The sequence below is a fragment of the Nocardia sp. CC213A genome (assembly GCF_030766805.1).
GTDB lineage: Bacteria > Actinomycetota > Actinomycetes > Mycobacteriales > Mycobacteriaceae > Nocardia > Nocardia otitidiscaviarum.
Map to the genome: position 1 here is coordinate 185,862 of NZ_JASFXA010000014.1, position 23,742 is coordinate 209,603.

Annotated in this window: 24 protein-coding genes and 1 pseudogene; 13 read left to right on the plus strand and 12 right to left on the minus strand. The window is 71.1% G+C overall.

From position 1 onward, the window contains the following. Window positions 1-41: 41 nt before the first annotated feature. Window positions 42-986, minus strand: coding sequence for a non-homologous end-joining DNA ligase (gene ligD / locus QJS31_RS24695; protein WP_282783377.1), 945 nt, complete (start codon window positions 984-986; stop codon window positions 42-44). 339 nt (window positions 987-1,325) lie between these two features. On the opposite strand from ligD, the gene QJS31_RS24700 reads away from it, so the two are divergent. The 3 genes from QJS31_RS24700 (at window position 1,326) to QJS31_RS24710 (ending at window position 3,017) form a co-directional block, all read left to right on the plus strand. Next, complete coding sequence (locus QJS31_RS24700) at window positions 1,326-1,754, plus strand: hypothetical protein (RefSeq protein WP_306357812.1); 429 nt, start codon at window positions 1,326-1,328, stop codon at window positions 1,752-1,754. A 9-nt stretch (window positions 1,755-1,763) separates the two neighbouring features. Beyond that, window positions 1,764-1,919: a DUF6131 family protein gene (locus QJS31_RS24705; protein ID WP_282783369.1), complete on the plus strand. Its 156-nt coding sequence runs from the start codon at window positions 1,764-1,766 to the stop codon at window positions 1,917-1,919. Between the two features lie 183 nt (window positions 1,920-2,102). Further along, a complete protein-coding gene (locus QJS31_RS24710) occupies window positions 2,103-3,017 on the plus strand; it encodes a 2-hydroxyacid dehydrogenase (RefSeq protein WP_282783367.1) in 915 nt (304 codons plus the stop codon). Window positions 3,018-3,150: 133 nt separating this feature from the next. On the opposite strand, the gene QJS31_RS24715 is transcribed toward QJS31_RS24710, so the two are convergent. Both QJS31_RS24715 and QJS31_RS24720 read right to left on the minus strand, forming a co-directional pair. After that, the gene (locus tag QJS31_RS24715) at window positions 3,151-3,777 is read right to left on the minus strand and encodes a hypothetical protein (RefSeq protein ID WP_282783366.1); all 627 of its coding nucleotides are present in this window, start codon (window positions 3,775-3,777) and stop codon (window positions 3,151-3,153) included. 62 nt (window positions 3,778-3,839) lie between these two features. Then, the gene (locus QJS31_RS24720) at window positions 3,840-5,324 is read right to left on the minus strand and encodes a carboxylesterase/lipase family protein (protein ID WP_282783364.1); all 1,485 of its coding nucleotides are present in this window, start codon (window positions 5,322-5,324) and stop codon (window positions 3,840-3,842) included. A gap of 124 nt (window positions 5,325-5,448) precedes the next feature. Here QJS31_RS24720 and QJS31_RS24725 point away from each other — a divergent pair, with 124 nt between their 5' ends. The 4 genes from QJS31_RS24725 (at window position 5,449) to QJS31_RS24740 (ending at window position 9,320) form a co-directional block, all read left to right on the plus strand. Beyond that, window positions 5,449-6,231: an SAM-dependent methyltransferase gene (locus tag QJS31_RS24725; protein ID WP_282783362.1), complete on the plus strand. Its 783-nt coding sequence runs from the start codon at window positions 5,449-5,451 to the stop codon at window positions 6,229-6,231. A gap of 20 nt (window positions 6,232-6,251) precedes the next feature. Next, complete coding sequence (locus tag QJS31_RS24730) at window positions 6,252-7,043, plus strand: M50 family metallopeptidase (protein WP_282783360.1); 792 nt, start codon at window positions 6,252-6,254, stop codon at window positions 7,041-7,043. Window positions 7,044-7,188: 145 nt separating this feature from the next. Then, window positions 7,189-7,998 carry an SAM-dependent methyltransferase gene (locus QJS31_RS24735; RefSeq protein ID WP_282783358.1) on the plus strand — a complete coding sequence of 270 codons (810 nt, stop codon included), beginning with the start codon at window positions 7,189-7,191 and terminating at the stop codon, window positions 7,996-7,998. Between the two features lie 41 nt (window positions 7,999-8,039). Then, entirely contained in the window at window positions 8,040-9,320 is a 1,281-nt protein-coding gene (locus QJS31_RS24740; RefSeq protein ID WP_306357813.1) for a sensor domain-containing diguanylate cyclase, read from the plus strand. A 7-nt stretch (window positions 9,321-9,327) separates the two neighbouring features. Here the strand turns inward: QJS31_RS24740 and QJS31_RS24745 are convergent, their stop codons facing one another. After that, the gene (locus QJS31_RS24745) at window positions 9,328-9,870 is read right to left on the minus strand and encodes a TetR/AcrR family transcriptional regulator (RefSeq protein WP_280359386.1); all 543 of its coding nucleotides are present in this window, start codon (window positions 9,868-9,870) and stop codon (window positions 9,328-9,330) included. A gap of 65 nt (window positions 9,871-9,935) precedes the next feature. Beyond that, entirely contained in the window at window positions 9,936-10,727 is a 792-nt protein-coding gene (locus QJS31_RS24750; protein WP_306357814.1) for a methyltransferase, read from the minus strand. A 133-nt stretch (window positions 10,728-10,860) separates the two neighbouring features. Between QJS31_RS24750 and QJS31_RS24755 the strand changes: the two genes are divergently transcribed. After that, window positions 10,861-11,847, plus strand: a complete 987-nt coding sequence (locus QJS31_RS24755; RefSeq protein ID WP_306357815.1) for a hypothetical protein — start codon at window positions 10,861-10,863, stop codon at window positions 11,845-11,847. An 18-nt stretch (window positions 11,848-11,865) separates the two neighbouring features. Here QJS31_RS24755 and QJS31_RS24760 read toward each other — a convergent pair whose 3' ends face one another. Then, entirely contained in the window at window positions 11,866-12,399 is a 534-nt protein-coding gene (locus QJS31_RS24760) for an NADPH-dependent FMN reductase (protein WP_282785010.1), read from the minus strand. Window positions 12,400-12,427: 28 nt separating this feature from the next. Then, window positions 12,428-13,333: an oxygenase MpaB family protein gene (locus QJS31_RS24765; RefSeq protein ID WP_306357816.1), complete on the minus strand. Its 906-nt coding sequence runs from the start codon at window positions 13,331-13,333 to the stop codon at window positions 12,428-12,430. A 112-nt stretch (window positions 13,334-13,445) separates the two neighbouring features. Here QJS31_RS24765 and QJS31_RS24770 point away from each other — a divergent pair, with 112 nt between their 5' ends. After that, window positions 13,446-14,108, plus strand: a complete 663-nt coding sequence (locus QJS31_RS24770) for a TetR/AcrR family transcriptional regulator (RefSeq protein WP_306357817.1) — start codon at window positions 13,446-13,448, stop codon at window positions 14,106-14,108. Here QJS31_RS24770 and QJS31_RS24775 read toward each other — a convergent pair. From QJS31_RS24775 to QJS31_RS24785, 3 genes are all read right to left on the minus strand, one after another. Beyond that, the gene (locus tag QJS31_RS24775) at window positions 14,081-14,932 is read right to left on the minus strand and encodes a hypothetical protein (RefSeq protein WP_306357818.1); all 852 of its coding nucleotides are present in this window, start codon (window positions 14,930-14,932) and stop codon (window positions 14,081-14,083) included. The genes QJS31_RS24770 and QJS31_RS24775 overlap by 28 nt on opposite strands. A gap of 75 nt (window positions 14,933-15,007) precedes the next feature. Continuing rightward, window positions 15,008-15,196 carry a ferredoxin gene (locus tag QJS31_RS24780; RefSeq protein WP_282785014.1) on the minus strand — a complete coding sequence of 63 codons (189 nt, stop codon included), beginning with the start codon at window positions 15,194-15,196 and terminating at the stop codon, window positions 15,008-15,010. Then, a complete protein-coding gene (locus QJS31_RS24785) occupies window positions 15,193-16,665 on the minus strand; it encodes a cytochrome P450 (RefSeq protein ID WP_306357819.1) in 1,473 nt (490 codons plus the stop codon). Before QJS31_RS24785 ends, QJS31_RS24780 begins: the two co-directional genes overlap by 4 nt. A gap of 89 nt (window positions 16,666-16,754) precedes the next feature. Between QJS31_RS24785 and QJS31_RS24790 the strand changes: the two genes are divergently transcribed. Then, complete coding sequence (locus QJS31_RS24790; RefSeq protein ID WP_029932274.1) at window positions 16,755-17,405, plus strand: TetR/AcrR family transcriptional regulator; 651 nt, start codon at window positions 16,755-16,757, stop codon at window positions 17,403-17,405. A 7-nt stretch (window positions 17,406-17,412) separates the two neighbouring features. Here the strand turns inward: QJS31_RS24790 and QJS31_RS24795 are convergent, their stop codons facing one another. Next, window positions 17,413-18,297, minus strand: coding sequence for a hypothetical protein (locus tag QJS31_RS24795; protein WP_306357820.1), 885 nt, complete (start codon window positions 18,295-18,297; stop codon window positions 17,413-17,415). A 355-nt stretch (window positions 18,298-18,652) separates the two neighbouring features. On the opposite strand from QJS31_RS24795, the gene QJS31_RS24800 reads away from it, so the two are divergent. The 3 genes from QJS31_RS24800 to QJS31_RS37430 all read left to right on the plus strand — a co-directional run bounded on the left by QJS31_RS24800 (window position 18,653) and on the right by QJS31_RS37430 (window position 21,140). Further along, window positions 18,653-19,648 (plus strand): 1-aminocyclopropane-1-carboxylate deaminase/D-cysteine desulfhydrase, encoded by a 996-nt coding sequence (locus QJS31_RS24800; RefSeq protein WP_306357821.1) that lies wholly within the window; start codon window positions 18,653-18,655, stop codon window positions 19,646-19,648. Window positions 19,649-19,941: 293 nt separating this feature from the next. Continuing rightward, on the plus strand, window positions 19,942-20,796 hold the full coding sequence (locus QJS31_RS24805) for an NAD-dependent protein deacetylase (RefSeq protein WP_306357822.1): 855 nt from the start codon (window positions 19,942-19,944) through the stop codon (window positions 20,794-20,796). A gap of 173 nt (window positions 20,797-20,969) precedes the next feature. Next, a complete protein-coding gene (locus QJS31_RS37430) occupies window positions 20,970-21,140 on the plus strand; it encodes a hypothetical protein (protein ID WP_372341633.1) in 171 nt (56 codons plus the stop codon). A gap of 55 nt (window positions 21,141-21,195) precedes the next feature. On the opposite strand, the pseudogene QJS31_RS24815 reads toward QJS31_RS37430, so the two are convergent. Continuing rightward, window positions 21,196-23,742: pseudogene (locus QJS31_RS24815) on the minus strand (hypothetical protein); the annotation flags it as partial.

The window sequence follows — 23,742 nt, forward strand, 5'->3', positions numbered from 1 at the left end:
CCGACGTCGCGGCCGCCACGGCCCGTCCACTCGGCTGGCCGTCACCCGTCCGGTGCGGTCGCGGTCTCGGGGAGCATCACCTCGGCGGCGGTCTTGTCCGAACGCAAGCCCTTCCAACTGGGCATGCGGAGGCGGTCGGTGAATTCGCGGTACTCGACGTCGCCGACGAGGACGGGGCGCACCCAGTGCCAGCGTCCGGACAGTGGTGGCGCGGTGGTGAAAGGGCTTGTGGGCACGGCGATGTCGTCGAGGGCGGCGCGCAGCACGCGGCGCACCGGCTGGGTGAAGCCGGTGCCGACATTGCCGATGTAGACCAGCGTGCCGGTGTGGTCGTGGGCGCCGAGGACCAGGGAGCCGAAGGTGTGCTGGTGACCACCGCTGCCCGGGGTCCAGCCGCAGACGATCACCTCGGTGCCGCGGCGCAGCGGTGTCTTGACCCAGGTCGGTGAGCGACGGCCCGGCAGGTACGGGGAGTCGACGCGTTTGGAGACGATGCCCTCCAACCGGTGTTCGCGCGCGACCGCGAGCAGCGCGCCCGCCCCGACCCCGAGCCAGTGCGGCGGCGCGGAAAGCGGTGCGGTGAGCGGCAATTCGGCCAGCAGTCGACGGCGCTCCAGATAGGGCAGCGTGGTGACGTCGCGGGCGTCGACGGCCAGGATGTCGAAGGCGAACAGCTGGACCGGCACCTGAGCCACCAGGTGTTCGCCCGGCCGGGCCACATGCATGCGCCGTTGCAGGCGGCCGAAGGAGGGTGCGCCGTCGGCATCGGCGGCGATCACCTCGGCGTCGAGTATCAGTGCCCGGTCCGCCGCCAGGGTCCGCAACGCGGCCACGAGTTCCGGATACGACCCGCCGACATCCCGGCCGTTGCGGCTGTACAGCCGGCACTCCCCCGCCGCGCACACCGCCATGATGCGGGCGCCGTCCCACTTCATCTCCACCGCCCAGCCCTCCGCATCCGGCGGCGGCCCCGCCACCGCCAGCATGGGCGTGGGAATCTGCCGGAAAGGCGCGGTCACCGGGTGCCGCTACCCGAGCGGGCAATCGGGCAAAGGAGACATGTCCGGAAGTTTGCCTCAAAGTTGCCAATGGACCAGTACGGCTCGCCGAGAGATCCGCCGCCCTGATCACGCGGTCCACTGCCGCGCACCCGTGCGCGCGGGAAACGCCGCGGGAACGCACCGAGCCGAACCGAACGCCGCCACGTTCCGCACCACACCGTTGCGCACCACACAGCCTCGCGTGTCAAGGAACACGCGCGGCGTGTCGCGAAAACCGCCGCTCATACCCCGTTTGAGTGGCGGCGTAGCGGGAATAGCCGCCATATGTTGACCATCATCGGGCTCATCGCCCTCCTCGGCGCCGTGGCCGTGGGCGTTGCCGGTGTCCGGGAGAACAGCGGCGAAAACAACACGCTCTCCAACGGTTTCACGGTTTTCGGCCAGAACTACGACCTGTCCTCCGGGGCGGTGTTCGGTTACGGCATGCTTGTCGGCGCCGTCGGCGCCTGCGGGCTCATCCTGCTCTTGACGGCGGTGTGGACGGCCTCGCGGCGTGGTAGCGCCGCCCGGCGTGAACTCCGCAAGTCGAAGCGCGAAATCGCGGCGGCCCGTAAGGAATCCGCCGCGCCACCGGGCGAGACCAGCAACGCTCCCGCCGCACGCTCCGCCCCGGATTCCACCCCCACCTGGTCGTTCAACCGGTTCCTGCACCGCCCGACGACCGGCAAGTCGGCCTCGCCCGCATCGAAATAGGACCCGATCATGATCATTCTCGGCCTCATCCTTATCGTCGCCGGATATTTGCTCAGCATCCCGATCCTCACCACCCTCGGCATCATCCTCGCCGTCGTCGGTGTGGTGCTCGCACTGCTCGGCTCCGCCGGTCGCACCATCGGCGGCCGCAGGCATTACTACTAGGCGCGCCGTGCGCGAGGCCGCCGTCCGCACCCGCGGGCGGCGGCCTTCGCCCTATCGGCGGCATACGGACATGGCACTCGCACATTGCACTCGGACATGGCACTCGGACATGGCTTCGGACGTCGCATTCGGACTCCGCCGCCTCCGGGCACCGCGCCGAGCGGCCGGACTACCGTGGCGCTCATGGCGACGACTGTGTTGATTCCCGACGACGACGGGCTGCGAGCGGTATCGACGCTCGACGGGGTGCGGGCGGTGCGGTACGAGCCCGGCGGCCCGGTACCCCCGGGCGGGGCGGACGCGGAGATCCTGGTGCCCGGCTTCCTCGCCGGATCGGCCGCCGCCGCCATGGCCTGGGAACTGCCGAAACTGCGCCTGATCCAACTGCTCACCGCCGGCGCCGAGGCATGGGTCGGTCGGATTCCGGAGGGTGTGCTGCTCTCCACCGCGCGCGGCGCGCACGGGGCCAGCACCGCCGAGTGGGCGCTCACCGGACTGCTCAGCGTCTACCGGGAATTCACCGAATTCGCGGTGGCGCAGCGCGAGCACCGATGGACCCAGCACCGAACCGACACCCTGCACGGCAAGCGCGTCCTGATCGTCGGGGCGGGCGACCTGGCGACCGAGATGCGCCGCAAACTCGCCCCGTTCGACGCCCCGGTGACCGTGGTGGGCACCCGCGCCCGCGCCGGTGTGCACGGGGTGGACGAACTGCCCGACCTGCTCCCCCGCGCCGACGCGGTGATCCTCACCGTCCCCGTCACCAGCCGCACCGTCGGCATGGTGGACGCGGACTTCCTGGCCCGTATGCCCGACGGCGCGATCCTGGTCAATGCCGCGCGCGGACCGGTGGTGCGCACCGACGCGCTGCTCGCCGAACTGACCTCGGGACGGCTGCGCGCCGTCCTGGACGTCACCGACCCGGAGCCGCTGCCCGCCGACCATCCGCTCTGGGACGCGCCCGGCCTGCTGCTCACCCCGCACGTGGGCGGCAGCAGCCGCGGCAATGTCGAGCGCGCTTACGCGGTGGCGGTGGGCGAGATCCGGCGGTATCTGACCGGTGAACCGCTGCGCAATCTGGTCGACGGCGAATACTGAGTCGCCTCGCCGTTCGGCGGGCGCGATCGGCGGGTGCGATCGGCGGGTGAGCGACGTTCAGCGCGCAATCCCGTGCGGCGGACCGGCCCGACGGTGCGGCCGAAGTCCGGCAGACTCCGAACTCGCCCTCACCTCAGAGCGTGTCGCGTCCGATCGAATGGTTCATGGTGCGCCACTCCTGATCCCAGCGCGCATTGCGGCGCGCGGTGAGCGCGGTATGTGTTACCCACACCAGTGCGGCGGCGGCACACCAGGTTTCGACCAGAATCGCCAGACCGGTGCCCACGCCCTCGGCGGCGGCCGATCCCGGCTTGGCCGGTGGAGCCGTGGGCGTGCCGTCCGCGCCGAGCCAGACCTCGGCCTCGGCCCCGACGACCGCGGGTGTGGAGAGGTTGACATCGGCCTCACCGGTGCGGCCGTCGGCGTCCCAGCGCACGGTGGCCGGGAAGCGTTCCACCCGCACCCCGCCGCGCGCACCGGTCACATCGTCGGGCATACCCACGACGGTGGCGGTGACCCGGGTCTTGCCGGCGTCCTCGGCGGCGATGCGCGCCGCCGCCCCGGTGTAGGCCGTGGTGCCGATGGCTCCCGCGAGGGGCACCGCCACCAGTGCCGCGAGCACCGCGACGAGCCAGATCAGTGCCTCCCACCGATCCGATGCGCGCATGAGCGGATTCGGGTTCCACGGTTGCACCCGCCACAGGCGCACCGGCACATTCGCCGACACCTGGACCACCTTCTTCCACGGCGTCGCTGACACCGATTACATCGGAGCCCATACCCGTTGTGATACTCCCGCAAACCCGTTATGTCCAGTGACCACTACCTTTGCCGTGTCGGCACACCGAACCTTTGCCGTGTCGGCACGCCGAATCCCCGGATCTCGGCGGCGCCGTCAGCGTGGTAGGGCTGCCAAGACTCCGGACCGGACCCGTTCGGTGATCCGGTGGCGACGAAGGCGGCCAGCGCACCGCCGAATGCCGTGGCCAATTCCCGGTCGCCCGCGCCGATTTCGCCCAGCATGGGAGCGTTGCGGAAGGCGTCGAAGGTGCCGAACAGGAACGGCAGCTCCGCGCAGTGGCAGGCCCCGATACCGTCGGGATCGACGACGGGGCCACGTTCGAACCGATACACATGGGCCGGATTGCCCTGGGCGGCAAGCATATCGGCGATTTCTCGGGCCCCGGCGGCGAAGTAGTGCTCGCCCAGTGCGAGCGACACCGCCTGCGCCGGGGTCGCCCCCGGGTAGTCGGCGTCCGCGCGTTCCCGCGTGACCCCGAACGCCGCCGCCTTCTCCCAGCTCAGCAATTGGATCGCCGGATTGAAGGCGAAGAACGCCCCCATCTCCGCGGCGGTCCAGCCCAGCAGCACCTGCTTCCCGCGCAGTGCGCCCGCGGCGACGGCCTGCTCGAACGGTCGCGGCGTTCCCGGCCCACCCAACACCGGCCACATGGGCGGTTCCATCGATCCGGGCCGTCCGGTCTCGGCCATGAGCCGGGCGTAGGCGGCCAGCAGCCGACCCACCGGCAGTTCGCGCAATCGATCGGCTACCTGCCCGTCCGCGGCGATGCCGAGAATCCGCAGATAGGACTCGGTCATATCGCGCGCCGCCAGCGCGTCCATCGGCGGCATCCGCCACGGGCCGGACTGCGCGATCACCCGTCGCACCAGCGCGCCGGTCGCCGGATCGGTGGCCAGGGCCAGTGCCGAGAACGCGCCCGCCGACTGCCCGCCCACGGTGATGCGCTCCGGATCACCGCCGAAGGCCGCGATATTGTCGGCCACCCAGCGCAGCGCCGCCGCCTGATCCAGCGCGCCGAGGTTCGCGGCCCCGATCTCGGGCAGATACAGGTAGCCGAGCGGCCCCAGCCGGTAGTTGGCGGTGACGACGACGATATCGCCGAGCGCCGCCAGGCGGGCGCCGTCGTACCAGTCCCAGCCGCCGCTGCCGCTGGTGAATCCGCCGCCGTGGAACCACAGCAGAACCGGGCGCGCCGCGGCGGGATCCACGTCGCCCGGCGTCCACACCGACAGGTTCAGGCAACCGTCCTCGTCCCAGTCCGGAACTCGGGTTCCCAGCACCGATTCCAGCCGCGACGGCCACTGCGGGGCGGCGGGGCCGGGACGAACGCCGGCCCGCTCCCCGGTCCAGCCCGGATGCGGTCGCGGCGGTGTGAATCGCGCCTCACCCACCGGTGACGCGGCGAAGGGAATACCGCGAAACACGCTGCCGCCGTGATCGTTCGGCGCGCCCAGCACCTTCCCCGTCGCGGTCTCGATCACCGGATCCACTGTGTCGCTGCTCATTCGCGCAGTCTGGCGCGTATCCGCGGCGCGGTCCAGCGCGACTCCCGATCACAGGTCGGTGAAATACCCGCGAGACGGCGGCGCACGGCGTAAATTCCACGCCGAGCGTCAGAGGAGATCGAGTATGTCCCAACCGCGGATACGCACGGATATCCCGCATTCGGCCCGGATCTGGAACTTCTGGATGGGTGGACGCGACTACTACGAGGTCGACCGGATCGCGGGCGAGGCGGGCATCGATGCCTACCCCGGCATCCGCACCATGGCCGTCGAATCGCGGCGCTTCCTCATCCGCACGGTGCGTTATCTGACCGCCGAGGCCGGGATCCGCCAATTCCTCGATGTCGGAACCGGTTTGCCCACCATGCAGAACACCCACGAGGTGGCCCAGGGCATCGCGCCCGAGGCCAAGGTCGTCTACGTCGACAACGACCCCATGGTGCTCGCGCACGCCCGCGCCCTGCTCACCAGCACCACCGACGAGGGCGTCACCACCTACATCGACGCGGACTTCAACCACCCCGAGGACATCGTCACCGCCGCGCGGCAGGTCCTGAACTTCACCAAGCCGATCGCGGTCATGTTCCACGGTGTTCTCGGCCACGCCCCCACCTACCGGGACGTGCGGCGCATCGTGGACACCTTCATGGCCGCCGTACCCTCCGGCAGCTACCTGGTGCTCAACGACGGCACCACCGACGATCCGGCCTACGTCCGGCTGTGCGAGAACTACGCCCAGACCGGCGGCGCTCCCTACCATCCCCGCACCCCGGCCGAGATCGAGGGCGTCTTCGCGGGACTGGAGCTGGTGCCGCCGGGCATCGTCCCCATCGACCGGTGGCGGACCGACGAGCCACCCGAGGGCGAGAGCACCTCGGTGCGCGGCGGCATCGGGCGCAAGCCGTGATGCGCGGGTAAGGTGCGGCGGTGCAGATCGCCGAATTCGTCGAACGCGGGAACTCGATCGTCGACCGCCTCACCGGTACGCAGACGCCGCCGCCGTGGTGGCTGGTGCTGGGCACCGCGATCGCGGCCCTGCTGATCGTCCTCTACCGCCCCACCTGGCGGCTGACCCGCAATGTGGTCACCATCGCGCACGAGGGCGGCCACGCGTTCGTCGCCCTGCTCACCGGACGACGGCTCAACAGCATCCGGCTCCATTCGGACACCTCGGGCCTCACGGTGTCCAGCGGCAAACCGTACGGCCTCGGGATGGTGCTCACCACCATGGCCGGATATCCTGCCCCGGCGCTGCTCGGCCTGGGCTACGCGGCGCTGCTCGGCGCACACCGGATCACGCTCATGCTCTGGGCCACCATCGCCCTGCTGGCGGCGGTACTGCTCAAGGTGCGCAATGGTTTCGGGCTGCTGTCGGTCGTCGTCACGGGCGGGGCGGTATTCGCGGTCTCCTGGTTCGGCACCGACGACCTCCAGGCCGGGTTCGCCTACTTCGCCGCGTGGTTCCTGCTGCTGGCGGCGGCGCGTCCGGTGGTGGAGCTCCAGCGCAACCGCGCGCACGAGCCCAATTCCGACGCCGACCAGCTGGCCCGGCTCACCCGGATCCCGGGCATCGTGTGGGTGCTGTTCTTCGGGGCGGTGGCGCTGGCGGCACTGGTGATCGGCGGGCGGCTGCTGCTCGAGGATGTCACCGGCGTCTGCGTTCCCCTCGTCACCGACAGCACCTGCCCGGCCCCGGCCGCACCCGGTCCCGGCCGATGAGAAACATGTCGCTGCAATAGTTCTCGAGTACGAGGGCTACCATTCGCAGAGCACGGCCCGGGTGATCATGAACACGGAGCATCCGGCAGCGGATCCGCCCGCCCGCGGCGTGGTCCGAGTTCGTTGGTTCGCAGGAGGGTTTCGAATGGACAGACCGGCGTGGGCCCCGGAGGGCGTGGACATGACCCAGGCCAGCCCGGCACGCATGTACGACGCGCTGCTGGGCGGCTCGCACAACTTCGAGGTCGACCGGCAGGCCGCCGAGATGGGCAAGAAGCTGGTCCCGGACCTACCCCGGCTGGCACTCGGCAACCGGGCGTTCCTGCGGCGTGCGGTGCGGTACCTGATGGACGCGGGGGTGCGGCAGTTCTTCGACGTCGGCTCCGGCATTCCGACCGCGGGCAATGTGCACGAGATCGCCCAGGAGATCGACCCCGCCGCGCGGGTGCTGTACGCGGATATCGACCCGGTGGCGGTGGCGCACGCCAAGGCCATTCTGAGCGGTAACGAGCGCGCCGGGGCCATCGAGGCCGACCTGCGCAAGCCCGCCGACCTGCTCGAGCGTGCCCGCGCGACCGGACTCGTCGACTTCTCCCAGCCCGTCGGCATCCTGCTGGTCGCGGTGCTGCACCTGGTGGGCGACGAGGACCGGCCAGCGGAGCTGGTGTCGGAGCTGCGGGCGGCGGTGCCGGGCGGCAGCTACGTGGCGATTTCGCACCTGACCTCGGCGCAGCGTCCCGAGGACGCCGCCAAGCTGGGCGCCAATGCCGTGAACGAGAATAAGATCGGTATTCACTTCCGGTCCCGCGAGGCGATCACCACCATGTTCGACGGCTGGGAACTGATCGAACCCGGCGTCGTCGAGCTGCCGCTGTGGCGGCCGGAATCCGAACGCGACCAGCACGAGGCACCGGGGCGCTCACTGGGTCTGGCGGGCGTGGGTCGGAAGCCCTGATTCGACGGACTCGACAGGGGGTTGCGGTGGGAGCGCGAGATGTGGCCGTGCGATGGGCCGAACTTCTCGACGGCGCGGTCGCGCCGACGCTCACCCGCGCCCAGGTCGAGGTGCTGCTCGGGCAGTACACCGATGGTCTGCTGGCGGCGATCCGGGGGACGGGCGATCCGGCGGTCGCGGGTGCGGCCGCCGCCGCCCTGGTGGCCGCCAACTACCGCGACGCCCGCGCCGTCCACCACTCGGTGCTGCTGATCTGCGGGGAGATGTTCGACGCCGAATACCCCGATCCCACGGCCGCCGACTACCATCCGGGCCGAGCGCGGGCCGCCGCGGTGGCGGCCGACTTCGCGGCCGCGTTCACCGACCGACTACGCCAGGCCGCGCTGGCCGAACAGGAGACCACCCTCGCCGCGGCGCTCACCGCGGCCCGGGAGGCGGAGGCGCGGCGACAGCTGTCGGAGGCGCGGTTCGAGGCCATCTTCACCGCCGCCTCGGTCGGTATCGGCACCATCGACATCAGCACCGGGCAGGTATTGGACGTGAACGCCGCCATGGCCGAAACCCTCGGTGTGCCCGCGGCGGCGATGCCGGGCCGTTCGGTGGCCGACATTCTCGGACCACAGAATATCGGCGACGCCTTCGAGCAGTTCCAACGGCTGCTCACCGGCGAAACCGACCGGTTCCGCACCGAGACCACGCACGCGCGCCCCGACGGCAGCTGCAAGACCATCGACCTGTCCATGTCGGTGGTACGCGACGGCGACGGGCGGCCGCGCTTCCTGGTGGGTGTCACCGTCGACATCACCGAACGCAAACAGCTCTCCGACCGGCTGTGGCACGACGCCCACCACGATCCGCTCACCGGCCTGCCCAACCGGTTGCTGTTCTTCGACCGGCTCGGCGCGGCCGAGCCGCCGGTCGGCGTCTGCTATCTGGATCTGGACGGCTTCAAGGAGATCAACGACGAGTACGGCCACGCCACCGGCGACCGGGTGCTGCGGGAGGTGGCGACCCGACTGCTCACCACCGTCTCCGCGGTGGGGGGAATGGCCGCGCGCATCGGCGGCGACGAGTTCATCGTGCTGGTCGAGCGGTGCGATGCCGACGAGCTGGCGAAGCTGGCCGAGGAGATGCTCGCGGCCCTGGGCGCGCCGTTCGCGGTGGACGGACATCCGGTCACGCTGGGCGCGAGTATCGGCACCGCCGTCGCCGAGAGTGCGCCGACGGCGGTGGACGATCTCATGCACACGGTGGATACGGCCATGTACCGCAACAAGTTCGAGCGCGGGGCGCGGGACTCGTACGGTCCGCGTGGTCGTTAGCGCCGGATCAGGCGACCACGTGCGCGTGCGAGAACACCAGTCGCACGAACTCGTCCAGCAGCGGGGCGAAGTCGTCGCGGTGCCCGGCCGCCGAGAGCTGCTGATAGCCGACCAGCATGGCCATGCCGAGCGAGGTGAGATGCGCCGCGGCGGCCCGATCCCCCACCACCCCGGCGATCGCCTTGCCGAGAATCCGGCGCCGGGCGTCGTCCACCCGGCGCAGCACCGTGCCGACCGAGGCGTCGTTCGCGCCCCACGCGCGGATGGCCGCCTCGGCCCGGTGGTGCAGCCCGAGCGTCAGTTCGCGCAGTTTGTCCACATCGGATTCGGGTGTGCCGCTGCCGAACTCCAACTCGCGCAACCGTCTGGCCTGCTGCCCCTCCCAGTAGGCCAGCAGGGCGTCCACGAATCCCTGCCAACTGCCGAAGTGGTGGTAGAAGGACCCGCTCGTGACACCCAGCGCCCGGCACAGCACCCCGATATTGAGCCCGGCGAAACCGGCCTGTGCCAAAACGTCGAGGCCCTGGTCGAAGTACTGTTCTTTACTCACCAGACGCGCCATGCGATTACCGTAGCCCAATCCCGTCCCTGGGGAATTCCGTGTCGGACAATTTCTCATATCACGAAGGGAATGAGGGCTTTTCGCTCCACCGGGTAGTCGGCGAACCTCTCCCGGTACCAGCGATGCGTGGCGAAGGCGCGCGGCACCAGATTGCCCACGGTGATCAGCAGGATCACCACACCGGGCAGCGCCCAGGTCAGGATGGCGAATCCGGTCCAGGCGATCAGCTCGCCGAGATAGGTGGGGCTGGTGACGAATCGGAAGCCGCCGCCGTAGGGGATCTTGTATTCCGTTGCGCCCGGATCGTTCTTGTCGCGAAGATTGCGAACAATCCTCTCGGAGTGGACCAGTAGCGCGAAGCCGCACAGGTAGACCACCAGGCCGATCAGGAAGCGCGGGTCGGTGAGCCAGTCGGTGTCGTACCGGTCCAGGTAGTCGTGGCTGAACAGGGTGCCGTTGAGGTAGCCGTGCAGGGCGGTGACGAACATGCCCATGGCCAGCACCGAGATGTTGAAACTGCCGCGTTTGCCCGGCACCTGACGGATGGACAGCGGGAAGAACCAGCCGCGATTGCCGTAGTGCAGCACCCAGATGGCGGCCAGCACCAGCGCGGCGGGTTCGAATCGGTTCGGCCCGGCCAGGAAGCAGACCGCGAAAACCACGGTCGCCGGAATCTCCATGAGCCACCAGCCGAGTTTCGGATTCAGGTTGAGACCCAGCTTCGCCGTCGCGAATCGACCGTACGGACTTTGTCCGAAAAGCCCGCCGATCAGCACGAAGGCCGCGAATGCGAAGCTGATGGCGAGCACGGTGTCGTAGGTGGCATTCCCGGTGTACCAGTTCATCGAGATCCTTCATCGAGCGAAAACTAGAACACGTTCTACCATGCTGCGCTCCACTGTGCACCGGCAACCCTTGCCGGGCAAGGCGATTGCCGCCCCCGGTAACTTAACCGCCGGGAATCGGGAGGAGAGGGAGATGGGTGAGGACAGGTGGGACGGACTGTTGCGCAGCATGCCGCACTTTCTCGAAGAGGAGGACCTCGAATCCGGCCTGGACTGGAATCCGCGCTTCCTGCAACTGCGTGATGAAAATACCGGGCGGTGCGTTCATTTCGCGCAGCAGGGCTGTGCCATCGAAGTCCTGCTGCCCGTCCCGGATGACGCCGCCGCCGCCGAACACCTGCTGACCGTGCTGCGCGACCAGCCGGACGGACTCTGGGAGCCCTGCCCGCTGCCCCTGGAATCGGATGCGACACAGCCCAATCCGGAGCTGCGCGCGGTGGAGCGGGTATGGCGGCGACCGGAGCTGGCGCGCGCCTGGCACACCGGCTGGCGGCGCGGCGAGGCGGTCGAGGCGCGGCGGCGGGTGGCGGCCTCGGTGGTGGCGGTCCTGGACGCGGGCCTGGCCATGGCACCGCGCCGACTACGGTGCGCCACCTGGAGCCTGGACGCCCCCGGCACCGATTCCTACGGCCTGCCCGCCGAACGCCCCACCGCTCGCGCCGCCGCCCCGGTGTGTGACGACTGGTCCGATTTCACCGTCCGGCTGACCTGGGCGCTGACCACGCTGCCCTGGGACAGCGTCCTCAGCCTCAGCACCCCGCACCCCGGGCCGGATCCGTGCTTCGTGCAGTTCCTGCACGGCCGCCGGCTGCACAACGAGGCCAGTGGCTGGGACGTGGCCGGACTCGGCGCGGGCGAATTCGACCGCCGCATGACCGCCCTCGGCTGGACCTTCGCCCCGCAGAGCGGCGCACTCATCTGGGAGGGACCCGAGGCCCACACCGGCTACCATCCCCGCCTGGCGGGCATCCCGCAGCGCACCGTCGCCACCTTCCGCACGGTCTTCACCGTCCGCCATCCCCAGGACCTGGTCTTCCGCGCCTTCCGCAACGGCAGCCGCGACGATCCCGACCTGCGCTACCTGGACCGCGAACTCGGCGTACCCCGCGACGTCCGCTAGCCCGGCGCGCGCCCGCCGTCAGCGCGCCCGCTCAACCAGGCGGGAGAGGTTGGCCGCCAACCGCTCCCGCACCTCGCCATCCGCCACCACACCGTCCGGCCCCACCGCGTCCCGCGCCACCGTCACGCGGGCGCACGCCGCGTCGACGATCTCGGCGCCCACGTACCCGAGCGCCGTGCGCAGGCTCGCCACCGCGCCGTCGCCGCGCCCATCGGGCGCCACGTTGATCCAGGCGACCGGCTTCTCGTTCAACTCCCCGCTGCCGACCACCCATTCGAGCAGATTCTTCAGCGACCCCGGCAGCAGCCCCGCGTACTCCGGCGTACAGAACAGCACCGCGTCCACGGCTGCCAGACGCCGCCGTAACTCCGACACCGCCTCGGGCGCGGGCGCATCCCCGGGCACGAACTGCGGCAGGTCGACCAAGCCCGAGTACAGCTCGGTCGAGACGTCCTCGGGTGCGATCGCCTGAACGGTCCGCAGCGCGGCGGTATTGGTGGAGCCGTCGCGCGTACTGCCCGATATCAACAATATGGTCGGTGTCGAATTCACCTCCCTGCCAACGCGGCACGCGACCGATCTATTCGCCGCGCGGACCCGACGCGGCGCGCCGGGCAGTGGCGATGATGGCGTCCTTGCGCAACAGCGCGACCGTGCGGCCGATCTCACGCACCGGGCGCGGCAGCACTCGGTGCACGGTTCGCACCAGCACCGCCCAGGCACGGAGCAGCGCCTCGTCGCGCGCCGTCCATTCCAGGCCGAAGAGCTCACGTGCGCGCGGCGGCAGGACGCCGGTGTTCACCCAGGTCGCGAACGGTCCGACAACGCCCCACATGATCGGCCGCCACAGCAGGGCGGGCATACCCGCCGGCGCCGGTGGGCGGCGCAGGGTGGTGAGCACGTCGTCCACGCTCGGGTGGTGTTCCAATCGCTCGGTCAGCATGCGGTCGAAGAACCGGTCGAAGTCCGGCACGCCGGCCGGAGCGTCGCGGTCGCGCAGGCCCGCGAGCAGGCTCGCCTGCCGCCAGCCCGCGTACAGTTCGGCTTTCTCGCTGCGGGACAGTCCTTTTCCGAAGCGTTCGGCCACCACCGTACTGGCCCAGTAGGCGGTGCCGAGCACCCAGAAGTACGCCTCCGGTTCCCAGGCGTGATAGCGGCGGCCCGCGTGGTCCACGCCGGTGATGCCCTTGTGCATGGCGCGGATGTCGCGCCCGTAGGCGGCGGTGTCGTCGCCGTAGAAGGCCAGGGCGATGGTCGGCCAGTACGAGCGATCGAAGCGGCCCAGCGGGTCGGTGGTGTAGACCGAGTGCTGTGCCACGCCGGAACCGATGACCGGGTGGGCGACCTGGAGCAGCAGGGCGCTCGGGGCCAGCATGATCAGTCGCCAGTCGGCGGCGTAGCGGGCAGTCGGCGAGTCCGGCGCGACTCCCCGGCGCGCGGGTTCGGGGTCGTCGGTCGCGTAGATTTCCGACACGGGGCTGGCCATGGCAACGCCTCCACATTGAGGAATCATTTGTGTCTAGAAAGGTAGGTTTCGGGAAACAAATGTGTCAACATTCGGCGGCAGTGACGCGGACCACCATGTCGGAGCCGCGTCGATGAAGGCGACCCGGCGCTACGGCGGGATCGCGGCCGACGAGCGGATGCGCGGGCGGCGCGAGCAGCTGGTCGACGCCGCCATCGAGGTGATGGCACGCGAGGGAGCGGGCGCGCTGACCGTGCGGCGGGTGGCCGCGGCGGCGGGCCTGTCGACCCGGTTCGTCTACGAGAGCTTCGCCGATCTGGACGAACTCACCGCGGCGGCATTCGACGCCGCCGCGCGCGAGCTGGCGCAGACGGTGCACGCCGCGGTGCGTGACACCCCGCCCGACCGGCACGCCCGCATCACCGCGGTGGTGGAGGCCATCACCGACTTCTTCCTCGGCCAGCCCGCCAAGGGCAAATTCCTGTCCACCAAGGCATACGGCCATCCCGGCAGCGCCCGGCGCAGACTGGAGCGGTCGGAGGACTATGTGACCGCCTTCGCGACCATCCTGGCCGGACTCGTCGCGGGCACGCGGGCCGAGGACCGGGCGGTGGTACTCGCCGCACGCTTCCTGGTGGCGGCCTTCGGCGAGACCATGACCGCCCTGGCCTACGGCGAAACCCCTTACGCCCGAGACGAATTCGTCCACGACAATGTGGAGCTGATGCTGGGCGCGCTCGACGGGCTGGACCGGATCGCCGCGCGGGGTCAGTCCTCGACCAGCACCAGCTCGTAATCGCGGAAGTGCGCGGCCAACTCCAGTCCGGCGTGCTCGAGGGCCGCGCGCACGGTGGCGTCGTCGAACTCGAAGACGCGCAGCATGGCGACGGTCGGGAAGCGATCCTGGATCTCGGCCAGCAGCGCCACCACGAGACCGGCCAGGCGGTCGGAGTCGACATCGGCGTAGGAGATCTGTTCGCCGGTGTTGATGTAGGCGATGTCGTCGATGATGGTGGCGGTGATGGTGGCGATCGGATCGGTCGCCCCCTCACCCAGCAACGCCACGATGAACAGATTGCCGGGCGGCTCGGTGGACTCGGCCTCGGCGTGCAGAATCCACTGGTCGGCGGCGATGGCCCCGGCCCCCTCCGGCGGTTCCCAGCTGCCCAGCTCGGCGGTCCACAGCCGGGCCACCTCACCGATGACATCGGCCTCCAGCAGTGCGGCGGCCTGCCCCTCCGGACCGGTGTCGGACCCCTCCCAGCGCAGCACGCGGTAGCCCGCGCCCTGGGCGTGTCCGGCGGCGGAGGCGATGAGGGTGGCGAAGACTTCGGTCTCGTCCGGCGTGGCGGGCGTGTCGTCGGTGTGTCCGAGGCGGATGGAGCGTACGAGCCGATCGGCGTCGATGACCTGGACCCAGGCGTCGCGGGGTCCGGCGGCGCGCAGCTCCGCCCAGCCGAGCAGGCGGCCGTCCGAGCGGGCGGCAATGGTGCCGAGCAGGTCGGATGGCTGGTCGAGGGCGACGTCCTCCAGTTGGAACAGTCCCGCCGCTCCCGCTAGTTCATTCGCCAGGCGCAGGCCGGTACCTGGGTGCCGGTCCCACTCGAGTGCCATATCCATAGCCGCACAGTAGACCGACCAGTAGCTGTTGAGTAGCTACCGCGCGGTCGGTATTGCATTTCGAGACCGGTGTGATCAGGCCGAACGCAGCGCCTGGGTGGGGCAACTGTCCACCGCCAACAGGGCCACCTCCCGCTCGGAATCCGGCACCTCGGCACACCGCACGGCCACCCGCTCGTCATCGCCCACCCGGAACAGCTCGGGCGCGACGGCTTCGCACATGCCGTGCCCCGCACAGCGGGTGAGATCGGCCTCGATCCTCATGCGCCGAGCCGTTCCAGCCGCATGGGCAGCCCGTCGGCGGGCAACGGCCCGGTACCCGCGATGAGCGGCACCCGATACCCCGGCGGCACACTCCAGCGGTACGCCAGCAGCATGCGGTGCAGCACCGCTTTCACCGTCATCCCGCCGAAGTAGAGGCCGATACACTTGTGCGCCCCGCCACCGAACGGCGCCCAGGCGAAGCGGTGCGCGGCGTCCTCACGATGGTCGGCGTCGAAGCGCTCCGGCTCGAAGGCGTCCGGATCACGCCAGAACTCCCGCTGCCGCATCATGGTGTACGGCCCGGTCATGACGAGCGTGCCCGCAGGGACGAAGTGGCCCGCGATATCGGTGTCGGCAATGGTCTCACGGGCCTGCTGGGCCACCGGTGCGTACATCCGCAGCGCCTCCTTGAAGGCCAGGTCCAGACTCGGCAGCCGGGCCAGGTCGCCGTAGTCCAGATCTGCCTTGCCCAGGGCGCGCGACTCCGCCCGCAGCCGCTCCTGCCAGTCGGGGTGCCGGGCCAGCTCGTAGGCCAGCATGGCGATGGAGATGGCGCTGGTGTCGTGCGCGGCCATCATCACGAAGATCATGTGCGCGATCACGTCGGCATCGGTGAGCCGGTGCTCGGGCATGGTCGCCACCCGGGCGAGCACACTGAACAGGTCGGCGGCCTCCCCCGCGCGCCGCCGCGGTAGCTCGCGCCGGAAGTACTCCTCGAGCATGCGCCGACCGCGCAGGCCACGATGCCACACCCCGCCGGGGACATCGGCCCGGATCATGGCGGTGCCGCCGTGCACGGCGTCCTCGAACGCCCGCGACAGCCGGTTGCTCTCCGGGCCCAGTTCCGCGCCCGCGAAGACGGCGGTCGCCTGCTCCAGCAACAGCCGTTTCACCGCGTCGTAGAGCCGGAAGTCCGGTCCCGGCCGCCAGTCCGCGATGCCCCGAGCCAGCAGTGGCGAGGTGAGTTCGAGGTAGCCGTCCAGGCGCGGCCGCGTGAAGACCTGCTGCAGGATGCGGCGATGGTAGAGGTGATCGTCGAAATCGCGCAGCAGCAGGCCGCCGCGGAAGAACGGGCCGATCAGAAACTCCCAGCCGCGCTGCGCCGAGAACACCCGATCCCGGTCCAGCATGACCTGCTCCAGCGCCTCCGGGCTGCCGACACCGACGATCGGACGCCCGAAGCCACCAGCCCAGTTCACCGGCCCGTAGTCCCGTAATCGCCTGCGGGAGAAGTCGATCGGGTCGGCGAGCGAGCTGAGCATATAGCCGATCCACGGTGGCCCGAAATCACCCATGACCGGTTTCAGGCCGCTGCCCGGCGGGGGTGTCGCCAGCGGGCGGGGCGGTGACGGGTAACGCTCCGCCACCCCGCCGACCGCGCGCTGTAACCGCTGATTGAGCCGGGCCCGCAGCTGGCGGGCATGGCCGACCGGATCCCGGAAGTCCCGGGGCACAAGGAGATTCATCATCGGTCTCCCTTCGAGATGAATCTCACAGTACCGGAAACGATGGTTTCCGTAAACAGTCGTTTCCCGATAAGTGTGCCAAGCTGGTCGGTGTGAGGCGGGAATTCGGCGGGACCTATCGCGGAGCGACCACCGACGAACGGCGCGAGCAGCGCCGTCGCCGCCTACTGGACGCCGCGCTCGACATCATCGGCACCCAGGGGCTGTCCGCCCTCACCGTGCGCGGGGTCTGCGAGCAGGCCCGGGTCGGGCCGCGGTTCTTCTACGAATCCTTTCCGGACCTGGACGCGCTCGCCGGCGACCTGCTCGACGAGATCCAAGGCGCGGCACTCGATTCCGCGCGCGCCGCCATCGCCGAGACCGAGGGCGACCAGGCGGACAAGATCAGGGCCGGGGTGGCGGCGCTCATCGTGGCGCTCACCGACGATCCGCGCCGCGCCAATATCGCGCTGGCGCAGGCGCACGGCACCGAGGGCCTCATGCGACGGCGCTTCGAGGGGATGCGGCGGGTCGCGGCGGTGATCATGCAGGAGGCCCGGCTGCTACTCGACATTCCCGAGGGCGAGGACAACGCGCTCACCGCCCTGGCCCAGCTGATCACCGGCGGCGCGGCCGAACTCATGCTGGTGTGGCTGGACGGCGGGCTGAAGGTGGAGCGGCCCGTCATGATCGACGTGGTCGCCGACTATGTGGTGGATATGGTGGACCGGCTGCCCGCCTTGGCCGAGAAGCTGGAATCCTGAACGGTTTTCAGCAGCGCACCCCGGTGACCGCGAAGCGCTCCACATCGGTGACATGGCCTCCGGTCGCGACCGCCACCGTGAGCGTGCTCGGACACGAGGCATCGACGGGGACCGTCGCCGACCACGGCATATCCGTACCGCCGGCGGGAATCCGGCCGACCGTGCCCACCGGCTGCTCGCGGCCGAGCTGGCGGACCTGGATGTCGAGGCTCTCGTCCACGCCGGAGATGCGGCCGCCCACCGTGATCGGCGAACCGACCTGCGAGCCGTACGGCGGGGTGGTGAGGGTGAGGGTGCGGTCCTCGGTGCCGACCACCTCCCACGGCGCGTCCGGACCGCTGCCGAAGCGCACCAGGTGCAGCACGGCGGCGGGCAAGCCGACGTGGCCGGGATCGTCGGGGCGGGCGTAGCCGACGGTGATCCACGCTTCGTCCTCGCGGTACTGGGTGTTCACCACCCGGTCGACACTGCCGTAGCCCAGGTACTGCTGGGTGAACGTGAGGGCGACGGCGGGGGCGTCGAGATGCCACGGCTGATGGCCGCCCGCGCGGTAGGCGCGCTGCCAGTCGGCGGCGTCGGCGGCGGTGGCGAAGGGCCACAGCGGCTGATAGGCGAAATGATCCGGGTCGGACGGAGTGGTCGGGGCGGCCGGGCCGGACGCGGAAACTCCGGGCTGCGACGTTCCCGACCCGGCATCTCCGGAGCCGGGTGCGGTGGTCGGCGCGACGGACACGGTTCCCGGGGTGGGCCGCGCCGACGTCGCGCCGTCACCGGAATCGATTCCGTCTCGACTCACCGCGAACAGCACCGCCGCCGCCGCGAGAACGACCGCCACCCCGGCGATCGCCAGCGCCAACCCCGCACGGCTCCCGCCGGAATTGTTCGTGCTCATGATTCAGCATGCGCCCGATTCGCCGGAAGCGCTCATCATTCCGCCCGGCGCACCGCCGATCGGAACACACGCGCCGGGTCGAAGGCCACAGGTCGCGGGCGCGGGTCGCCAGCCACGGGACGCAGGCCACCGGCCACAGGTGCAGGACGCAGGCACAGGCGCAGGACGTAGGCCACCGGCGCAGGCGCAGGACGCCGGCGCAGGCGTAGACGTAGGACGCCGGCGCAGGCGTAGACGTAGGACGCCGGGGCCGCGCGTGGCCGGGGCAGGTCGCGTACCGGCACGCACGTCGGAGCGCCGGGGCTGGGAGTGCTGGGCTCGGCGGAGCGGCGCGTGGCCGGGATACGCTGCGCGCGTGACTCCACTGCTGCACCGATCGCATCCGGAACTCTCGCAGACGCTGCCGCATCTGACGCTCGGTACCCGGCCGACACCGGTGCGGAGGCTGACGGCGTTGGGGGCCGGGGCGGACCTGTGGGTGAAGGACGACAGCGCGTTCGGGGACGGCGGGTGGGGCGGGAACAAGGTGCGCAAACTCGAATGGCTGTTGCCGGATGCGCTGCGGCGGGGTCGGCGCACCATCGTGACCGTGGGCGGACTGGGCACCAACTGGGGGTTGGCGACCGCGCTCTACGGGCGCGAGCACGGCCTGAAAACCGTACTGGCACTGGTGGATCAGCCGGTGGACGACCATGTGCGGCGACAGTTGGAGCGGCTGCGCGCCTCCGGGGCGGAGCTGCGGTTCACCCATACCAGGGCGCGGACCGTACTGGCCGCGCCCCTGCTCCTCGCGCGGCACTTCTCGGGCATGCGCCCGCCGTATCCGCTCCCGGCGGGCGGTTCCTCCCCAGTGGGCGCGCTCGGCTATGTGGAGGCGGCGCTGGAACTGGCCGAGCAGGTGCGGTCCGGGGAGCTGCCCGAGCCGACCCATCTCGTCACCCCGGTGGGGTCGGGCGGGACGGTGGCCGGGCTGGCCCTGGGCCTGCGGCTGGCGGGGCTGTCCACCCGCGTGCTCGGCGTGGTCGTGAACGATACCCTGCGCCTGGACCACCGATCGCTCACCCGCCTCGCCCACCGCACCGCGCGCCTGCTCCGCCGCCGCGGTGCGCGCCTACCCGAAACCCGCACGCCCACCGACAATCTGGAGATCGTCACGGACTGGCTCGGCACTGGCTACGGCCACCCCACCGCCGAGGGCGAGGCGGCCCGACGGCTTGCCGCCGACCTCGAACACCTCGAACTGGAACCCGTCTACACCGCCAAGGCCCTGGCGGCCCTATTGGAACTCGACGCCCGCGGCCACTTCGACGCCGGACCGGTCGTCTACCTCAACACCAACGGTCCACGGTAAGTGTTTCCGGCCGACACGCAGGCCCGCGCGGCGGTAGCCCGGAACCGGCCCGGCGAGCAAGCGCGTCTCCTCGCCCACCGCGCGGCGGTCGGCACCTCGCGCGGAAGCGGCGACCGCACCGCGGCTTCGCGTGCACCGACCGGGTGTGCTGCCGATGACACGCGCGTGTCATGACCATCGCACCGGTCACGGCCTCACCCGGACCGGCCGCATCCGGTCGCACCGCGAACACGCACCACCATCCGCACGGGAAGGCGGGTGCTCGCCGACGGGCGGGCTCGTACCCTGGGTGCATGTCGGATGAGGCGGTGGTTCCGGGGCTCGGTGCGCTGGTCGAGATGCTGGCCGGGCGGCGGGTGGCGGTGCTGACCGGGGCGGGGATCTCCACCGACAGCGGGATCCCGGACTACCGCAGTCCGGACGCGCCGCCCCGCAATCCCATGACCTATCAGCAGTTCGTCGGCGACCCGGTCTTCCGGCAGCGCTATTGGGCCCGCAATCACGTCGGCTGGCGGCGCATGGACGCCGCGCGGCCCAATGCCGGGCATCGCGCGCTGGCGCGGCTGGAACGCGCGGGCGTGGTCACCGGGCTGATCACCCAGAACGTGGACCTGCTGCACACCAAAGCGGGCAGCCGCGCCGTCATCGATCTGCACGGCACCTACCTGCGCGTGCGCTGCCTCAGCTGCCAGGGCCTCATCTCCCGCCTGACCCTGGCCGACCGGCTGGAGGCGGCCAATCCGGGCTTCGCCGACACCATCACCCTCGACGGCCTCGAGGTGGCCCCCGACGCCGACGCCGTACTCGACGACACCTCCGCCTTCCACATGGTGGACTGTCACCGCTGCGGCGGCATGCTCAAACCCGATATCGTCTACTTCGGCGAATCGGTTCCCAAAGACCGTGTGGCAGCGGCATTCTCGATGGTCGACGCCGCCGACGCCCTCCTCGTCACCGGTTCCTCCCTCACCGTCATGTCCGGGCTGCGCTTCGTCCGCCACGCCGCCAGAACCCACCGCCCCGTGGTGATCGTCAACCGCGGCCCCACCCGAGGCGACGAGCTGGCGACACTGCGCATCGACGCCGGATGCGCCCCGACCCTCACCGCACTGGCGGACGCGCTCGGCACCGCCCCCGTTCCGGCATAGCGCGGTTCACGGATTCCGCTGCGCTCGGCGCGGATTCTCGGCGTACTCATCGAAATCGGGATGCCACCGCCGAGACCACGGGCCGCTCCCCGGATCGCCAACGGCCTGCCGCGCCGGGTGCGCGATCACGCCGAGGGCAACGCCGACGGCCCCGATCGCCCGCGAGACCACCCATGCCGCGCACTGTCTACGACGTGGACGTGCTCGGCCTGAACCGCCTCGACCGTGCCGCACTCGGCGCACTGGTCCGCAACGTCAACGGCGGACCGGTCGGGGTCTCCACGCTGGCCCGCAGACGCGGAACACCGACTCGGCAAGCGCGGCGGCACGTCCGGGAAGGCTAGCGCGGATGGCACGGGCACCGGGCGGGCATCCGGTGCCGCGCACTCGGAACGCCGCTCAGGTATCCCGAGCGCTCGCCCCGACCTCCGGGTCGTCGAGGAAGTTCGCGACCGGGTCCAGGGTGAGCAGGCCGGTGCCCGCGCCCGCGAGTTCGCCCGCGGCGGGCGCCAATCGGTCGCGCAGTGTCGCCAGCAGGGTGTGTTCACCGAGGTCGCGGGCGGCGCGGGCGAGCAGGCACAGGCGCAGTTCCAGCAGCAGGTCCGGTGGGGGTGCGGGGGCGGCATGCAGTGCGCTGCGGGCGGCGTCTTCGCGGTGCTCACCGAGCAGGAGCAGGGGGCGCACCCAGGGCTCGTGCGGGCCGAAGTCCTGTCCGGGATCGGTGTCGAGCGGCAGGTCGTGGCGGAGGCGCACGCTCAGCAGGGCCAGGGGGAGCAGACCGTGCCGGAGGCCGGGCATGGCCGCGCCGGGGTGGGCGGCGGCGGTGGCGCGGTAGGCGGCCTCCGCGTCGGCGGGTGGCAGGGTCAGTGCGTCGCGCAGCGTGGCATACCAGCGGGTGAAGAAGCCGACCAGCCGCAACCCATACTTCTCGCCCAGCGCGTCGGCCGCGGCCGCATGCGCGTCGGCGGCGGCGAAATCCGCGGTGGCGCTGAGTGATTGCACGGCAATGAGGTGGCCGAGCACCTCGAAGCTCACCAGTTCGTGCGCCTGCGACACGGTGATGAGTTCGTCGGCGATGCGGGCGCGTTCGGGGGCGAGTCCGGCACGGTGGAAGCTCTGCATGAAGCGGCCGTTGAGCGCGAATGCCAGCAGGGCCGGGTCGTCGAGCCGACGCGCGATCCGCTCGGCCTCGGCGGCCGCCGCCCGCCCGCGTGCGCTGTCGGCGGCGCGCAGCTCGAGTGCGATGGTGGTGAGCAGACGGGCACGCAGCGCGGCGATGTCCTCGGACCTACGCGCCGACTCCACCGCCACGTCCCCGATCCCACCGACCGACCCGACAGCCGCGCCCCCGATCCCACCGACCGACCCGACAGCCGCGCCCCCGATCCCACCGGCCGACGCGGCCGCCACGCCGTCCATCGCACTCTCCGACCCGACCGCCGGATCTGGCCCGCTCTCGGACACCACCTCCGCGCCCCCGGTCCCACCGACCGACCCCACCGCCGGATCCCCTACCCCGCTCTCGGACACCACCTCCGCGTCCCCGGGCGAACCCCCGGCGCGAGGCGCCGAGTTGTCGGAACGATCGACCGAGGCGCCCGCACCGCTGTCCGGGAGCCGAGGCAGGATGCGTTCCGCGATCGTCACCACCTGGCGGGCCAGTTCCGGATCGTCGGTGTCGGTCCAGAGGGCGGGGACGTCGAAGGCGGTGATGACGCGCGCGGTGAGTTCCGGATCGTCGAAGCGGTCGGCGGCCCGGAGGGCTTGCGCGCGTTGCCGTCTCGATTCCGCGAGATCTCCGGTGAGCGCGGTGGCGCGCCCGAGCCCCAGGGTGGCTTCGAGGCTGACGCGCGTATCGCCGTCCCGGTCGCAGGCGGTGGCGGCCGCGGCGAACCAGCGCGCCGCCTCGTGCGGTGCGAAGGCCAGTTCGGCGGCACGGGCGGCGGCGAGGGCGTAGCGGGCGGTGCGTGCCCCGCCGACCCGGCCGCCCGCGCGCACGAAATGGTCGGCGAGTTCGGCGGGTTCGCTCGTACCGCGCCGTTCGAGGTACTCCCCTGCTTCGGCGTGCCATGCGGCGCGGCGCGGCGCGCCGATCTCGTCGTACAGCACGTCGCGCACCACCGCGTGCGCGAACGACACCCCGCCGTCGGGTGTCTCGACCAGAAAACCGTCCCGCAGTCCGGCGTCCAGCGCATCCAGTACCGCCGCGTCATCGCCGACCAGCGCCGTCACGGCCTGCTGGTCGACCGACACCCCCAGCACCGCGGCCCGCCGCAGCACTGTCCGCTCCGCCTCCGGCAGCCGAGACAGCCGCTGCCGCACCACATCCCGCACCCCCGCCGGTATCTCCCGCAGCGCGACCTCCCCCGCGTCCGCGGCCAACCGGGCCAGCTCCCGGGTGAAGAACGGATTTCCGTTGCCGCGCCGGTGAATCCGCCGCGCCAGCCACCCGTCGACGGCCTCCCCCGCCACCGCGCGCACCAGCGCACCGGTCTCGGACTCGCTCAGCCCACCCAGCGGAATCCGCTCCGGCTCAACCCGCGCCCACCGTGCCAATCCATCCCGCAGCGCGTCCCCCACCTCGATATCGCGGTACCCACCCATCACCAGTACCGGCCCCCCGGCCCGCTCGGTCACCAGGGCGGACACCAGCTCCAGCGTCTCCTCCCCCGCCTGGTGCAGATCGTCGAAGACCAGCACCACCGGCGCCCGCCGCGCGACCGCGCGCACGAGCTCGAGCGTCCGCTCCCGCACGGCGAATCGCGCCACCGCCGGATCGGCAGCGACCACCCCACCCACCACGTCCGCATCGCCCACCACGTCCGCATCGTCCGCCATGTCCGCCGCGTCCGCCTCGCCGACCACGTCCGCCTCGCCCGCCGCATCGGCCGTGCTGGCCACGTCCGCCCTGCCGACCGCGTCCGCCCTGCCGACCGCGTCCGCCCT

What these genes read in the sequence shown, in the direction of transcription:
- QJS31_RS24795 (WP_306357820.1), bottom strand. Translation starts at nt 18,297, where the DNA reads ATGAGCACGAACAATTCCGGCGGGAGCCGTGCGGGGTTGGCGCTGGCG.
- QJS31_RS37430 (WP_372341633.1), top strand. Translation starts at nt 20,970, where the DNA reads ATGCCGCGCACTGTCTACGACGTGGACGTGCTCGGCCTGAACCGCCTC.
- QJS31_RS24700 (WP_306357812.1), top strand. Translation starts at nt 1,326, where the DNA reads ATGTTGACCATCATCGGGCTCATCGCCCTCCTCGGCGCCGTGGCCGTG.
- QJS31_RS24725 (WP_282783362.1), top strand. Translation starts at nt 5,449, where the DNA reads ATGTCCCAACCGCGGATACGCACGGATATCCCGCATTCGGCCCGGATC.
- QJS31_RS24710 (WP_282783367.1), top strand. Translation starts at nt 2,103, where the DNA reads ATGGCGACGACTGTGTTGATTCCCGACGACGACGGGCTGCGAGCGGTA.
- QJS31_RS24775 (WP_306357818.1), bottom strand. Translation starts at nt 14,932, where the DNA reads ATGGATATGGCACTCGAGTGGGACCGGCACCCAGGTACCGGCCTGCGC.
- QJS31_RS24705 (WP_282783369.1), top strand. Translation starts at nt 1,764, where the DNA reads ATGATCATTCTCGGCCTCATCCTTATCGTCGCCGGATATTTGCTCAGC.
- ligD (WP_282783377.1), bottom strand. Translation starts at nt 986, where the DNA reads ATGCTGGCGGTGGCGGGGCCGCCGCCGGATGCGGAGGGCTGGGCGGTG.
- QJS31_RS24765 (WP_306357816.1), bottom strand. Translation starts at nt 13,333, where the DNA reads ATGGCCAGCCCCGTGTCGGAAATCTACGCGACCGACGACCCCGAACCC.
- QJS31_RS24755 (WP_306357815.1), top strand. Translation starts at nt 10,861, where the DNA reads ATGGGTGAGGACAGGTGGGACGGACTGTTGCGCAGCATGCCGCACTTT.
- QJS31_RS24750 (WP_306357814.1), bottom strand. Translation starts at nt 10,727, where the DNA reads ATGAACTGGTACACCGGGAATGCCACCTACGACACCGTGCTCGCCATC.
- QJS31_RS24805 (WP_306357822.1), top strand. Translation starts at nt 19,942, where the DNA reads ATGTCGGATGAGGCGGTGGTTCCGGGGCTCGGTGCGCTGGTCGAGATG.
- QJS31_RS24735 (WP_282783358.1), top strand. Translation starts at nt 7,189, where the DNA reads ATGGACAGACCGGCGTGGGCCCCGGAGGGCGTGGACATGACCCAGGCC.
- QJS31_RS24770 (WP_306357817.1), top strand. Translation starts at nt 13,446, where the DNA reads ATGAAGGCGACCCGGCGCTACGGCGGGATCGCGGCCGACGAGCGGATG.
- QJS31_RS24720 (WP_282783364.1), bottom strand. Translation starts at nt 5,324, where the DNA reads ATGAGCAGCGACACAGTGGATCCGGTGATCGAGACCGCGACGGGGAAG.
- QJS31_RS24785 (WP_306357819.1), bottom strand. Translation starts at nt 16,665, where the DNA reads ATGATGAATCTCCTTGTGCCCCGGGACTTCCGGGATCCGGTCGGCCAT.
- QJS31_RS24780 (WP_282785014.1), bottom strand. Translation starts at nt 15,196, where the DNA reads ATGAGGATCGAGGCCGATCTCACCCGCTGTGCGGGGCACGGCATGTGC.